Genomic DNA, 14,090 nt, shown 5'->3' on the forward strand with positions numbered 1-14,090 from the left:
AGATATGGGGGGGTGATCAGGCGGCGGCGCCTGCCTTCTGCATCGCTTCCCAGACGCGGCTCGAAGAGGCCGGCATGTCGAAGTCTTTCACGCCCAGCGGTGCCAGCGCATCGAGCACGGCGTTGATGACCGCCGGCGGCGAGCCGATCGCGCCCGCCTCGCCGCAGCCCTTGGTGCCCAGCGGGTTGTGGGTGCAGGGCGTGCAGACGGTGTCGAGCTTGAACTGCGGGAACTCGGCGGCGCGCGGCATGGCGTAGTCCATGAAGCTGCCGGTGAGCAGCTGGCCGGTCTCGTTGTCGTAGACGCAGTTCTCGAGCAACGCCTGGCCGATGCCCTGCACCAGCCCGCCGTGCACCTGGCCCTCGACGATCATCGGATTGATGATGGTGCCGAAGTCGTCCACCGCGGTGAAGCGGTCCACGCGCACCTCGCCCGTCTGCTTGTCGATCTCGACCTCGCAGATGTAGGTGCCGCCCGGGAAGGTGAAGTTGGTCGGGTCGTAGAAGGCGGTCTCGTTGAGGCCCGGCTCGAGCTTGTCGAGCGGGTAGTTGTGCGGCACGTAGGCCGTCAGCGCCACCTGGCCGAACGGGATCTTCTTGTCGGTGCCCTTGACCGTGAACTCGCCGTTGGCGAACTCGATGTCGGCGTCGCTCGCCTCCATCAGGTGGGCCGCGATCTTCTTGGCCTTGGCCTCGATCTTGTCGAGCGCCTTCATGATGGCCGCGCCGCCGACCGAGATCGAGCGCGAGCCGTAGGTGCCCATGCCGAAGGGCACGCGGCCGGTGTCGCCGTGCACCACGTCGACCGCCTCGACCGCGATGCCCAGGCGCGCCGCCACCACCTGCGCGAAGGTGGTCTCGTGGCCCTGGCCATGGCTGTGCGAGCCGGTGAACACCGTCACGCTGCCGGTCGGGTGCACGCGGATCTCGCCGCACTCGAACAGGCCCGCGCGCGCGCCGAGCGCGCCCGCGATGTTCGACGGCGCGATGCCGCAGGCCTCGATGTAGCTCGAGTAGCCGATGCCGCGCAGCTTGCCGGCCGCCTCGCTGGCCGACTTGCGCTGGGCATAGCCCTCGACCTCGGCCAGCTTGCGCGCCTTGTCCATGCAGGCATGGAAGTCGCCGGTGTCGTACTGCAGCGCCACCGGCGTCTGGTACGGGAAGGCGGTGATGAAGTTGCGCTGGCGGATCTCGTCCTGGCCCAGGTTCATTTCCCAGGCGCAGCGCGAGACCAGCCGCTCGAGCAGGTAGGTGGCCTCGGGCCGGCCGGCGCCGCGGTAGGCGTCGACCGGTGCCGTGTTGGTGAACCAGGCATCGACCTCGACGTAGATCTGCGGCGTGGTGTACTGGCCCGCGAGCAGGGTGGCGTAGAGGATGGTCGGCACCGCGGTCGAGAAGGTCGACAGGTAGGCGCCGAGGTTGGCGTCGGTGTGGACCCGCATCGCGAGGAACTTGCCTTGACTGTCCATCGCCATCTCGGCATGGCTCACGTGGTCGCGGCCGTGCGCGTCCGACAGGAAGCATTCCGAGCGCTCGGCCGTCCACTTGATGTTGCGGTTGAGCTGCTTGGCGGCCCAGGTCAGGCACACGTCCTCGGCGTAGAGGAAGATCTTCGAGCCGAAGCCGCCGCCCACGTCGGGCGCGATCACGCGCACCTTGTGCTCGGGCAGGCCCAGCACGAAGGCCGTCATCAGCAGCCGCTCGACGTGCGGGTTCTGGTTCGAGACGTAGAGCGTGTAGTCGTCGGTGCCGCGGCTGTAGCTGCCGATGGCCACGCGCGGCTCGATCGGGTTGGGGATCAGCCGGTTGTTGACCAGGTCGAGCTTCGTGACGTGCGCGGCGCCCGCGAAGGCGGCATCGACCGCCGCCTTGTCGCCCAGCGCCCACTTGTAGCACTGGTTGTCGGGCGCCTCGTCGTGGATCGTGACGCCGCCGGCCTTCTTCGCCGCGTCGGCCACGCCGACCAATGCGGGCAGCACCTCGTACTCGACCACCACGGCCTCGGCGGCGTTCTTCGCCTGCTCGACCGTCTCGGCCACCACCATCGCGACATGGTCGCCGACATAGCGCACCTTGTTGATCGCGAGGATCGGGTGCATCGGCTCCTTCATCGGCGTGCCGTCGGGGTTGTTGATCAGCCAGCCGCAGGGCAGCCCGCCCATCTTGCCCTCGATGTCCTTGCCGCTGAAGATGCCGACCACGCCGGGCATCGTGAGCGCGTCGACGATGTCGACCGAGACGATGCGCGCATGCGCGTGCGGGGAGCGGACGAACACCGCGTGCGACTGGTTCGCCAGCGTGATGTCGTCGGTGTAGTTGCCCGCACCGGTCAGGAACCGGTAGTCTTCCTTGCGCCGCAGCGCGTTGCCGATGTGCGGCAGGCTCGCGAAGTCGGAGGCACCCATGTCGCTCTCCTCAGGCCGCGGCCGTGGCCTGGACCGGAACCGGCTTGCCCGAGGCCATGGCCTCGCCGCCCATCTGCACGGCCTTGACGATGTTCTGGTAGCCGGTACAGCGGCACAGGTTGCCGTCGAGCAGCTCGCGGATCTCGGATTCGCTCGACTTGGGGTGGTGGGTGCACAGGTCGATGGCGCTCATGACCATCCCCGGGGTACAGAAGCCGCATTGCAGGCCGTGGCATTCCTTGAACGCGGCCTGCATCGGGTGCATGGTGCCGTCGGGCTGGGCCACGCCCTCGATGGTGGTGATCTCGGCGCCGGCCACCTGGGCCGCCAGGATGTTGCACGACTTGACGGCGCGACCGTCGACGTGGACGGTGCAGGCCCCGCACTGGGCGGTGTCGCAGCCGACGTGGGTGCCGGTGAGGTGGAGGTGCTCGCGGATCGCGTGCACGAGGAGGGTGTTGGGTGGCGCGTCGACGGTGACCGAGCGGCCGTTGACCTTGAGGGCTACCTGCATGTGGCTGTCTCCGTGAAGGGTGATGGCTGACAGGCCCGCACCCACGCTGCGGCGTGGCGGCATGGGCGGGCCCCGTGGGCATCTTGGATGCCGACCCCCTGCACTATCCTAGGCAAAACCCTCGACGCTTGCGCCGGGGGCCTGAAATTCTCAAAATGAAACAGCTTGCCGTTCGGCAGGTCCCCAAAACGGGCGTCCCACGCGCCCCGCAAACAAGATGCTCGCTTCCAACGCCCTGCCGACACCCGAGCGCTCGCTGGCCATCGCCCAGGCCCGACAGGCCCTGATCCATGGCGATGCCGCCGATCTCCGCGTTCCGCCCGGCAGCCGCATCGAACCCTGGATCGCCCGCTCGTGGCAGCGCTGCATCGAGGCCGGCCAGCAGCCGCAGCAGCGCGTGAGCTTCGAGCCCGTGAGCCGCGGCGTCCAGCGCGAGGTGATGGAGCGCAACCGCGCCCTGGTGTCGGCCGCGCGTCCGGTGATCGAACGCCTGTCGCGCGCCATCGCCGACACCCGCTATTTCGCCGTGCTCACCGATGCCGAGGGCATCGTGGTCGACCTCGGCGTGCTGCCCGACGGCACCGACGACGCGAGCCGCTATGCGCGCAACATCGGGCGCATCGGCGTCGACCTGTCGGAGCGCGCCATCGGCACCAGCGCGATCGGCACCGCGCTGGCCGAGCAGGAGTCGGTCTGGCTGCACGGCGGCGAGCATTTCTTCGACGACACCAGCGTCTACAGCTGCGCCGGCGCGCCGCTGTTCGGTCCCCAGGGCGACTGCATCGGCATGCTCGACCTGACCGGCGTGCAGGTGGCCGAGCGGCCCGAGCTGCGCCACCTCGCGACCCTGTCGGCGCGCAGCATCGAGAACGCGCTGGTGCTGCGCGCGCCCTGTGCGATGCTGCTGCGCCTGGCCTGGCCCGGCTGCGCCACCAGCGAGGCGGCCGAGGGCCTGCTGTGCATCGACGGCGGCGGCAACGTCACGGGCGCCAATGCTGCGGCGCGGCAAATGCTGCACCAGCCGCTGGCGCGCAGCCAGGGCGGCCTGCATTGCAACGACCTGTTCGCGCTGCCGCTCGACATGCTGTTCGATGCCGCGCGGCGCGGCGACGCGGTGCTCGAGGTGCCGCTGTGGTCGGGCCTGCGGGTGCAGGTGCGGCCCCAGCGCGGCGACGGCAGCAGCCACGGCGCCGCCGCGCCCGAGCCGCGACCGCGGCTGCGCGACGTGGAAACCGCGCTGATCCGCAAGGCCGTGGCCGATGCCCGCGGCAACGTGGCCGAGGCGGCGCGCGCGCTGGGCATCAGCCGCGCCACCGTCTACCGCAAGCTCTGGCGCGGGCGCGGCACCGGCACCGCGGACTGACTCAGGCGCCGACCGGCACCTTGTCGAGAAAGCCGGTCACCGAGCGCAGCTTGCCCGCGTCCAGCCGCACGAAGTCGGTGCCCTGGATCAGGTCCTCGGCGCCGCTCGGCCCGAGCGTCCACGAGAAGCGCACATGGTCGCCGTGCGCGTCGGCCTTGCCCAGCAGGTTGAAGCGGAAGCCCGGGTAGCGCTGGTGCACGGCGCCGACCAGCGCGCTGATCTGCGCATGGCCGCTGCCCTGCATGAGCGGGTCGACGTACTGCGCGTCGGCCGACCAGCCGGCTTCGAGCAGCGCGGCGCGGCGCGCGGGATCGGTCTCGTTCCAGACGGCGATATAGCCCTGGGCGATGGCGGCGGGGTCGTGGGCGGCGGTGTTCATGGCGACGATTCCTTTCGTTGAATCCCGCGACGTTGCGGGGTGAAGGAATGGTCGTTTCAGCGGCGCTCGGGGTCCATGACGTGGGAGGTCATGAAAGCCTTCAGATCGGGTCGAGCGGAAACACCGGCCGCCGCACCTTGCCGAACGGGAACAGTCCGTAGTCCGAACTGGTCACGCCGCGGCTGTCGCACTCCACCAGCGCGGCCGCGAGCGGCTCGAACACCGGCCGGCAGTACATGCGCGACTTCAGCAGCAGGAAGCGCTCGCGGCGCGGATCGAGCCCCGTGCATGCGAACACGCCGATGTCCCACGGCTCCTGCGTGCGCTCGGTGACCACGATGCGCGCGGCGCCGATGTCGAACAGCACCGTGCGGCCCATGCTGGCGCGCTGGCCGGTGTAGGTCGGGCCGGTGATGACGTACTCACCGTCGCAGATCGTGCGCACGATGCCCGTGAGCCGGACCGGCGCGCTCTCGCGGCCGATGCCGGCCAGCGAGACCTTGTTGCCCAGCGCCACCGTCGCAGTTGCGCCCTCGCCCGCCGCGACCAGTTCGGCCACCGCCTCGGGATCGCACAGCGGCCCGACGCCGATGCCCTCGAGCCCCTGGGCCAGCGCCTCCTGCAGCACGTCTATGGTGTCGCAGCTGCCGCCCGACATGCAGTTGTCGCCATGGTCGAGCAGCAGCACCGGACGCTCGGCGCCTTCGGCCAGCTGCTTCGCGCGCGCGACCGAGTCGGCCAGCGGCTCGCTGTCGTAGACGAAGGCCTCGCGCTCGTTCCACATCTGCGCCGCGATGCGGTCGGCCGTGGCCTGCGCGCGCTCGCCCGACTGCGCGTCGACCACGATCACGCTCATGCACGGCGCCTCGATGTCCGACAGCGAGAAGCCCGCGAGGATCGACACCGCGAGCGATTCGCCCGAGGCCTCGGCCGCGCGCGCGGCGTCGATGGCGCGCTGCATCGCGCCGGTGTAGGAGGCGCTGCGCAGCGTGTGGGCCATCAGCGGCAGCGAATGCCAGCGCATCGCGGGCCGCCCGCGCCCCGCCAGCAGGTCGAGCAGCAGCCGGCCCGCGTGTTCACCGGTCTCGTACATGTCGACGTGCGGATAGGTCTTGAAGCCGACGATCACGTCGGCGTTCTCCACCATCGCGGGCGTGACGTTGGCATGCAGGTCGAGCGCCACGCCGATCGGCACGCCGGGCGCGGCCGCGCGCAGCCGCAGCAGCAGGTCGCCCTCGCCGTCCGCGCTGTTGTGGGCCACCATCGCGCCATGCAGGTCGAGCAGGATCGCGTCGCAGCCCGGCGCCGCATCGACGATGCGTTGCGTGAGCGCGTCGTAGGCACGCGCATCGACCGGCCCGCTCGGGTTGGCCGAGGCCGACACCGGCGTGACCAGCTCGGCGCCGGCCGCCTCGGCCAGGTCGATGAAGGCCGACATCGCGGTGCGCATGCCCTTGTTGTCGCGGTAGGCCTGCGCGCCGAAGGTCGGGCCGTCGGGCCCGAAGGCCGCGAGCGGCGTGGGCACGGGCGAGAAGGTGTTGGTCTCGTGGTTGAGACGCGCGATCAGCACCTTCATGCGGCCACCCCGGCGCTGCGGAGCATCGCCTGCAGCAACACATTGCAGCCGGCCTCGAGATGATCGGGCTGCGCGTCCTCGATCTCGTTGTGGCTGATGCCGTCGCGGCAGGGCACGAAGATCATCGCCGCGGGGCATACGCGCGCCAGGTACACCGCGTCGTGGCCCGCGCCGCTGATCACGTTCATCCAGCCCAGGCCCTGCGCCTCGGCCGCTTCGCGCACCGCCGACACCAGCGCCGGCGTGAAGGGCTGCGGCGGGAAGTACACGACCTGCTCGAGCGTCGCCTCCACCTTCGACGTGCCCGCGATGCGCTGCACCGCGGCCTTGAGCGCGGCGTCCATCGCCGACAGCACCACGTCGTCGGCCGCGCGCAGGTCCACGCTGAGCTTCACGCGGCCCGGGATCACGTTGCGCGAGTTCGGATAGGCATCGATCCAGCCGACCGTGCCGCGCCCGTGCGGCGCATGGGCCAGCGCGATGCGGTTGACCTCGGTCACCAGTTCGGCGGCCGCGAGCAGCGCGTCCTTGCGCAGCTCCATCGGCGTGGGACCGGCATGCGCCTCCATGCCCTGCAGCACCACGTCGTACCAGCGCTGGCCCAGCGCGCCCTCGACCACGCCGATGACGCGCTCGTGCGCCTCGAGCACCGGGCCCTGCTCGATGTGCGCCTCGAAGTAGGCGCCGACCGGCGACGAAGCCGCCGAGGCCGGCACGCTGCCCGCGTAGCCGATGGCCGCGAGCGCCTCGGCCACGCTCACGCCCTCGGTGTCGCGCTGCGCGAGCGCATGCTCGAGCGTGAAGGCATCGGCGAACACGCCCGAGCCCATCATCACGGGCACGAAGCGCGAGCCCTCCTCGTTGGTCCACACGGCCACCTCGATCGGCGCCTCGGTCTGCACGCCCGCGTCGTTGAGGCAGCGGATCACTTCCAGTCCGGCCAGCACGCCGTAGTTGCCATCGAACTTGCCGCCCGTGGGCTGGGTGTCGATGTGGCTGCCGGTGGTGACCGGCGGCAGCGCGGCGTTGCGGCCGGCGCGGCGCGCGAAGATGTTGCCGATGGCGTCGACGCGCACCTCGCAGCCCGCCTCGCGCGCCCAGCGCACGAACAGGTCGCGGCCCTGGCGGTCGAGTTCGGTCAGCGCGATGCGGCAGACGCCGCCCTTCTCGGTGGCGCCCAGGCGCGCCAGTTCCATCAGCGAGCGCCAGAGGCGCTGGCCGTCGATACGCAGTTCGGTGTGTGGTGTCATGGTTTTCTTTGAATCGATGGGGGCGCCTCAGGCGAGGCCCACGCCCAGGTAGCGGTCTTTCACGTCGTGATCGGCCATGAAGGCGGCATTGCCGGCCTCGTGCACGATCCGGCCCTGCTCGACGATGTAGTGGCGATCGGCGAGTTGCACGCAGACCTCGAGGTTCTGTTCCACCAGCAGGATCGCGACGCCCGCGGCCTTGATGGTCTGGAGCTGCGCGACGATCTCCTCCACGATCACCGGCGCCAGGCCCTCGACCGGCTCGTCGAGGATCAGGAGGCGCGGGTGGTTCATCAGCGCGCGGCCGATCGCCAGCATCTGCTGCTCGCCGCCCGAGAGCTGGCCGCCGCCGTTGCGGCGTCGCTCCTTCAGGCGCGGAAAGATGCGGTAGATGTCGTCGAGCTGCCACGGCGACTCGCGCCGCTGGCCGAGCAGCAGGTTCTCCTCGACCGTCAGCAGCTTGAAGATGCCGCGGTGCTCGGGCACCAGGCAGACGCCGCGCGCGGCGATGCGGTGCGCGGGCTGGCCCGCGATGTCGGCGCCCTGGAAGCGCACGCGCCCGGCCGTGGGCGTGACCGCGCCCGCGATGCTCTTGAGCGTGGTCGACTTGCCCGCGCCGTTGCGGCCCAGCAGCGTCACCAGTTCGGCCTCGCCCACGCGCAGCGACACGCCCTGCAGCACATGGCTCTTGCCGTAGTGCGCATGCAGGCCCTCGACCTCGAGGATGTTCCCGCCGCTCATGCCTTGCCTCCCGTGATCATGTTGCCGAGGTAGGCGCTGCGCACGCGCGCATCGGCGCGGATGTCGCCCGGCAGCCCCTCGGCCAGCACGCGGCCCAGCTGCATCACGGTCACGGTGTCGGAGATGTCCATCACGATGTTCATGTTGTGTTCGATCAGCACCACGGTGTGCTCCTCGCGCAGGCCGCGGATCAGCTGCTTCATGTCGTCGAGGTCGTCGATGCCCATGCCCGAGGTCGGCTCGTCGAGGAAGATCGCCTTCGGCCGCGCGGCCAGCGCCATGCCGACCTCGAGCCGCCGCTGCTGGCCGTGCGAGAGCTCGGCCGCCGGCACGTGGGCGAAGCGCTCGAGGCCCACGCGCTGCAGCACCTCGTCCACGATCGCCTTGCAGGCCATGTCGCCGACCGGCGCGCGCCAGCAGTTCATGGCCTGGCGCGGCGCGATGCCCTGCGCCGCCACGCGCAGGTTCTCGCGCACCGCGAGGCTGCCGAACAGGCTCGTGACCTGGAACGAGCGCGCCATGCCGCGCTGCACGCGGCGGTGGTCGGGCTCGCGCGTCACGTCGTGGCCGTCGAACAGGATGCGCCCGCCGGTGGTGGTGCCGGTGCCCGTGAGCATGTGGAACAGCGTGGTCTTGCCCGCGCCGTTCGGGCCGATCACCGAGTGCACGGTGTTGCGGCGGATCTGGAGGTCGACGCCGCCGAGCGCGGCGAACTTGCCGTAGTGCTTGGTGACGCCGACGGCTTCGATGAGGACGTCGCTCATGCTTTCTCTCCCTGCGCGGCGGAGGCGCCGGCGCCTTGCGCGCCCTTCCCGAAGATGCGTCGCCAGGCGCTCTCGCCCAGCCCCCAGAGACCGCGCTGCATGCCGATGCTCACGCCGATCAGCAGCAGCCCCAGCAGCAGCAGCCAGCGCGGCCACAGCGTGGAGAGCCAGTCGGCCAGCAGCACGTAGAAGGCCGAGCCCAGCACCGAGGCGAACAGGTTGCCGGTGCCGCCGATCACGGTGATGACCAGGATCATCTCGCTCGTGTGGTACTCGGCGTTCGACAGCGGCGCGATGCCGGTCATCATGGCGTGCAGTCCGCCCGCGAGGCCGGTGACGGCGCCCGAGATCACGAAGGCCAGCAGCTTGAAGCGCCGCAGGTCGTAGCCCACCGCGGCGGCGCGGTCGCCGTTGTCGCGGATCGCCAGCAGCGTGCGGCCGAACACCGAATCGGTCACGCGCAGCAGCAGGCCGAAAGCGATCAGGAACATCACGGCCACGAAGGCGTAGTACTTCCACGGCGTGTCCATGAAGGCCGGGCGCGGCACGTCGAGCAGGCCATTGTCGCCACCGGTCAGGCCCGAGGCGGTGTAGGCCACGAAATAGAACATCTGCGCGAAGGCCAGCGTGAGCATCACGAAGTAGGTGCCGCGCTGGCGGATCGCGACCCAGCCGACCAGCGCCGCGCCGAGCGCGCCCATGCCGATGGCCGCGAGCAGCGCCAGCGGCATCGGCAGCGCGAGCCGCGTGAGCAGGATCGCGATGGTGTAGCTGCCCAGGCCGAAGAAGATGCCCTGGCCGAAGGACAGCAGGCCCGTGTAGCCCAAGAGCAGGTTGCAGCCGAGCGCGGCGAGCGCGTAGATCAGCACCTCGCTCGCGAGCGAGCCCGAGCGCATGAAAAGCGGCAGCGCCAGCGTGACGGCCAGTGCCAGCAGGAAAGTGATTTTTCTGGGCATGGCGTTCATCCTCTGCGGCCGAGCAGGCCATGCGGGCGCAGCAGCAGCACGGCCGCCATCGCGATGTAGATCATCAGGCTCGCACCGGGCGGCCACAGGGTGCTCATCAGGCTCTGCACGATGCCGATCAGCAGGCCGCCAACCAGCGCGCCGCCGAAGCTGCCGAGCCCGCCGATCACCACCACCACGAAGGCCAAGCCGAGCGCCTCCACGCCCATGAAGGGCTCGGCGCCGCGGATCGGCGCGGCCAGCACGCCGGCCAGTGCCGCCGTGGCCGCGCCGAGCGCGAACACCAGGCTGAACACGCGGAACACGTTGATGCCGAGCAGCGAGACCATCTCGGTCGACTCGCTGCCCGCGCGCACCGCGCTGCCCAGGCGCGTGCCCTCGAGCACCCACCACAGCAGCACCGCGAGCACGGCGGTGAAGCCGATCACGAACAGCCGGTACTTCGGATAGATGAAGCTGCCCCACATCACCACGCCCTGCAGCAGGTCGGGCGTGGGCACGCTGTTGCCCAGCGGGCCCCAGAAGACGATCACGATCTCCTGCACCGCGAGCGCCAGGCCCACGGTGACGAGGATGTGAAATTCATGCGCCTTCGCGTAGACGCGGCGCAGCAGCAGCTTCTCGGCCAGCCAGCCGAGCGCGCCGACGGCCAGCGGCACCAGCACCAGCGCGGCCCAGAAGTTCAGGCCCCACTGCAGCGCCTGGAAGCACAGGTAGGCGCCCAGCAGGTAGAAGGCGCCATGCGCGAAGTTCACGAAGCGCAGCAGGCCGAACACGATCGACAGGCCGACGGCCAGCAGGAAATACAGCATGCCGATGCCGATGCCGTTGATGGTCTGGAGCAGGTAGACGGACATGGGTGTGGGAAATGGAGCGTGCGGGCGGACCGCGCCCCGCCGTGCCACCGCGGTGGCGCGGACGAAGTCGCGGAACCGGCGTGACTCAGGCCAGCTTGCAGCCCGTCTTGTCGACCGGCAGGAAGGACTTGCCGGAGCTCACCACCTCGACGTAGTCGGCCGCGTCCTTCATCTTCGACTTGGCCTTGCCCTTGAGCAGGTAGTAGTCCTTCACCACCTGGTGGTCGGCCTTGCGGATCTCCTCGCTGCCCGTGAGGCCGTCGAACTTCATGCCCTCGAGCGCCGCGATCACGGCCTTCTGGTCGACCGTGCCGGCCTTCACGATGCCGTCGATCAGGATCTTGGTGCAGACGTACGAGCCCGCGAGGCTGTAGTTGGGCACGATCTTGAGCTTGTCGGCGGTGCGCTTCACCAGCTCCTTGTTGAGCGGCGTATCCACCGTGTGCCAGTACTGCGCGCCGAAGTACACGCCGTCGCAGAGGTCGGCACCGAGCTCGTCGAACTGCTCGAGCCCCGAGGCCCAGGCCATCAGGATCGTCATGTTCTTGTGCATACCGAAGCTCACCGCCTGGCGCAGCGCGGCCGAGGACTGCGCGCCGAAGTTCAGCAGCAGCAGCACGTCGGGCTTGGCGGCCATCGCGTTGGTGAGGTAGCCGCTGAACTCCTTCTCGTTGAGCGAGTGGTAGCTGTTGCCCACGTGCTCGATGCCCTTCTCCTGGAAGATGGTCTTGGCCGCGCTCAGGAGGCCGTCGCCGAACACGTACTGCGGCGTGATCGTGTACCAGCGCTTGGCCTTGGGCATCTGCGCGACCAGCGGGCGCACCGTCTGCTCGATGGCGCCGAAGGTGGGCACCGACCAGCGGAAGGTGGCGGGGTTGCAGTCCTTGCCGGTGATCTCGTCGGCGCCCGCGGTGGTGATGAACAGGCCGCCGGCCTTCTCGGCCTCCTTGCCCATGGCCAGCGCTTCCGACGACAGGATGCCGCCCGCGAAGAACTTCGCGCCCTGCTGCTGCGAGGCTTCCTGCACCTTGCGCACCGCGGTCGCGGGCTTGCCCTCGGTGTCGAGCACCGTGTAGGCCAGCGGACGCTTGAGCACGCTGCCGTACTGCTCGATCGCCAGCTTCATGCCGAGGTCGGCGAACTTGCCGTTGGCCGCGAAGGCGCCCGACATCGGCACCGGGCAACCGAAGCGGATCGCCTCGGCCGATTGCGCGAAAGCCGAACGGCCGGCCAGCAGGGAAGCGGGAGCGGCCGACAGGGCGGCCAGTTGGAGAAGGTGTCTGCGTTGCAAGAGGAACTCCGTCGTGGTGAGGGTGGAGGGGATGGGCGTCCGCGGTCGCGGCGAATTTAAGCGGATAAATAGGATTAATATGCTGGTAAAAACCCGCTAGCAATCCTCGTGCCCAAAAACCACCGAATTCGCGGCCCCCTCGCCCCGCCCGCGTGCACCACGCCGATGCACCCAGTACCGCTGGGTAAGATCGCGCGCTGTTGCGCATTCCGCGCATCTCCCGAGGGACATCGAGCGTGGGCATGACAGTGGGGCAACACCGCCCGAAGCGACAAAAGCTCTCGGACGTCATCGTCGAGGACGTGAAGCGCTGGATCGTGGCCGAGCGCAAGCAGCCCGGCGACCGGCTGCCGAACGAGAAGGAACTGATCGAGCTGTTCGGCTATTCGAAGAGCACGGTGCGCGAGGCGCTCAAGGCGCTCGAGGTCAGCGGCCTGATCTCGATCCGCACCGGGCCCGGCGGCGGCGCCTACCTGCAGCAGGTGTCGGTCGAGCATGCGTCCGAGCCGCTGCGCAACTTCCTGCACTTCCACCACCTCGACGGCCACCACATCTACCAGCTGCGCAAGGCGCTCGAACCCGAGCTCGCGGTCAGCGTGGTGGGCCGGCTCACGCCCGAGATGTTCGAGCGGCTCGAAGAAAACGTGCGCCTGTGCACGAAGGAACCGGCCTCCGAGGACGAGCAGCGCATCCAGCGCGAGGCCGAGCTGGCCTTCCACACCATCCTGGCCGAGGCCTGCCCCAACCCGGTGCTGTCCTTCATGTGCCGCTTCCTCAACGACCTGCTGCGCGACCTCGTGGTCTACAAGAAGGCGCTCGACCATCACCACTTCGGCGAGGCCAACGTCGACTACCACACGCAGCTGCTCGCGGCCTACCGCAAGGAGGACGCCGCGACGGTGCAGCGGCTGATGAGCGAGCACATGGTCGACGCCGAGCAGCACATGCACGAGATGGAGGCGCACATCGGCGCCAAGCATCTGTTGGTGCCCAACGCCCAGCGCTGAGCGCGCCTCCTACTTGCCGCGGTGCGCCGCCGTGAGGCAGGCCTGGAACGCCAGCACCGCGCGCGAAGGCTTCGGCGAACGCCGCAGCAGGCTCACGAAGCGGCATTCGTAGTGGAAGCGCTCGGGCAGCACCGGGCGCATCAGCCCGCGCTGCTCGAACACCTGCGCATAGTGGTCGGGCAGGAAGCCCAGGAAACGCCCCGACAGGATGAGCGTGGCGATCGCCTCCTGGTCGAAGCCCGTGGCCTTGCGCGAGAGTTGCGCGCGGTGGCTCAGCTCCATGTTGGGCGAGTGGTAGCCCAGGCCCGCGAAATGGTGCTCGCGCAGCTTGGGCCAGGTGAGCTTCGCATGGCTGGCCTCGAAGAGCGGATGGCCGCGGCCGCAATACAGCAGCATGGTCTCGCCAAACAGCTCCTCGTAGACCAGGCTCTTCGAGCTGCGGTGCGCCGGGATGATGCCGATCTGGAAGTGGCCCTCGAGCACGCCCTGCTCGATCGCGTTGATCGAACCCACGTGCACCGCCAGGCTGACCTCGGGCGCCACCTCGGCGAAGCGCGCGATCGCCTCGCCGATGCGCGCCTGCGGATTGGTCGCGGTCTTGTCGAACAGCGCCACCTCGAGCTGGCCGCCCATGCGGTTGTGGATGTCGTCGATGCTGCCGCGGAAGGCATCGACCGAAGCGAGGAGCCGCAGCGTCTCGTCGTAGACGCGCTGGCCCTCGGCCGTGAGCGCGAAGCCGGCCCGGCCGCGCCGGCACAGCACCAGGCCGAGCCGGGTCTCGAGGTCCTTCACGTGGCGGCTCACCGTCGAGGTGCCGATGTTGAGCTCGAGCTCGGCGGCCGCCATGCCGCCGCAGTCGACCACGCTCTTGAACACCTTGAGCAGGCGCAGGTCCATGTCGCTGAGCTGGCCCAGAACGGCACGGCTGCGGGCCGTGGAGGCGCCTTCTTTTACTTGCATGGACCGTCAAGTGAACATT

13 protein-coding genes are annotated in these 14,090 nt (G+C 69.6%); 2 read left to right on the forward strand and 11 right to left on the reverse strand.

Going from position 1 to position 14,090, the window contains the following annotated elements; translation table 11 throughout:
• Positions 1-16: 16 nt before the first annotated feature.
• Complete coding sequence (locus tag ACODT0_RS04525; protein ID WP_489040714.1) at positions 17-2,404, reverse strand: xanthine dehydrogenase family protein molybdopterin-binding subunit; 2,388 nt, start codon at positions 2,402-2,404, stop codon at positions 17-19.
• 10 nt (positions 2,405-2,414) lie between these two features.
• Entirely contained in the window at positions 2,415-2,918 is a 504-nt protein-coding gene (locus ACODT0_RS04530; protein WP_057589578.1) for a (2Fe-2S)-binding protein, read from the reverse strand.
• A 217-nt stretch (positions 2,919-3,135) separates the two neighbouring features.
• Here ACODT0_RS04530 and ACODT0_RS04535 point away from each other — a divergent pair, with 217 nt between their 5' ends.
• On the forward strand, positions 3,136-4,281 hold the full coding sequence (locus tag ACODT0_RS04535; protein WP_057589577.1) for a helix-turn-helix domain-containing protein: 1,146 nt from the start codon (positions 3,136-3,138) through the stop codon (positions 4,279-4,281).
• A gap of 1 nt (position 4,282) precedes the next feature.
• Here the strand turns inward: ACODT0_RS04535 and ACODT0_RS04540 are convergent, their stop codons facing one another.
• The 8 genes from ACODT0_RS04540 to ACODT0_RS04575 all read right to left on the reverse strand — a co-directional run bounded on the left by ACODT0_RS04540 (position 4,283) and on the right by ACODT0_RS04575 (position 12,104).
• Positions 4,283-4,660: a nuclear transport factor 2 family protein gene (locus ACODT0_RS04540; protein WP_057589576.1), complete on the reverse strand. Its 378-nt coding sequence runs from the start codon at positions 4,658-4,660 to the stop codon at positions 4,283-4,285.
• 100 nt (positions 4,661-4,760) lie between these two features.
• Positions 4,761-6,236: a M81 family metallopeptidase gene (locus ACODT0_RS04545; RefSeq protein WP_261207721.1), complete on the reverse strand. Its 1,476-nt coding sequence runs from the start codon at positions 6,234-6,236 to the stop codon at positions 4,761-4,763.
• A complete protein-coding gene (locus ACODT0_RS04550; RefSeq protein WP_413764142.1) occupies positions 6,233-7,486 on the reverse strand; it encodes a Zn-dependent hydrolase in 1,254 nt (417 codons plus the stop codon). Before ACODT0_RS04550 ends, ACODT0_RS04545 begins: the two co-directional genes overlap by 4 nt.
• Positions 7,487-7,513: 27 nt before the next feature.
• The gene (locus tag ACODT0_RS04555; RefSeq protein WP_395348310.1) at positions 7,514-8,227 is read right to left on the reverse strand and encodes an ABC transporter ATP-binding protein; all 714 of its coding nucleotides are present in this window, start codon (positions 8,225-8,227) and stop codon (positions 7,514-7,516) included.
• The gene (locus ACODT0_RS04560) at positions 8,224-8,991 is read right to left on the reverse strand and encodes an ABC transporter ATP-binding protein (protein ID WP_489040715.1); all 768 of its coding nucleotides are present in this window, start codon (positions 8,989-8,991) and stop codon (positions 8,224-8,226) included. Before ACODT0_RS04560 ends, ACODT0_RS04555 begins: the two co-directional genes overlap by 4 nt.
• Positions 8,988-9,947 (reverse strand): branched-chain amino acid ABC transporter permease, encoded by a 960-nt coding sequence (locus tag ACODT0_RS04565; RefSeq protein ID WP_489040716.1) that lies wholly within the window; start codon positions 9,945-9,947, stop codon positions 8,988-8,990. Before ACODT0_RS04565 ends, ACODT0_RS04560 begins: the two co-directional genes overlap by 4 nt.
• Before the next feature lie 5 nt (positions 9,948-9,952).
• Positions 9,953-10,813, reverse strand: a complete 861-nt coding sequence (locus tag ACODT0_RS04570) for a branched-chain amino acid ABC transporter permease (protein WP_489040717.1) — start codon at positions 10,811-10,813, stop codon at positions 9,953-9,955.
• Positions 10,814-10,898: 85 nt separating this feature from the next.
• Positions 10,899-12,104, reverse strand: a complete 1,206-nt coding sequence (locus ACODT0_RS04575) for an ABC transporter substrate-binding protein (protein WP_489040718.1) — start codon at positions 12,102-12,104, stop codon at positions 10,899-10,901.
• A gap of 242 nt (positions 12,105-12,346) precedes the next feature.
• Between ACODT0_RS04575 and ACODT0_RS04580 the strand changes: the two genes are divergently transcribed.
• Positions 12,347-13,111, forward strand: a complete 765-nt coding sequence (locus ACODT0_RS04580) for a FadR/GntR family transcriptional regulator (RefSeq protein ID WP_057589569.1) — start codon at positions 12,347-12,349, stop codon at positions 13,109-13,111.
• A 9-nt stretch (positions 13,112-13,120) separates the two neighbouring features.
• Here the strand turns inward: ACODT0_RS04580 and ACODT0_RS04585 are convergent, their stop codons facing one another.
• Positions 13,121-14,071, reverse strand: a complete 951-nt coding sequence (locus tag ACODT0_RS04585) for a LysR family transcriptional regulator (RefSeq protein WP_208512027.1) — start codon at positions 14,069-14,071, stop codon at positions 13,121-13,123.
• Between the last annotated feature and the right edge of the window lie 19 nt (positions 14,072-14,090).

The organism is Variovorax sp. FG153 (genome assembly GCF_057809595.1).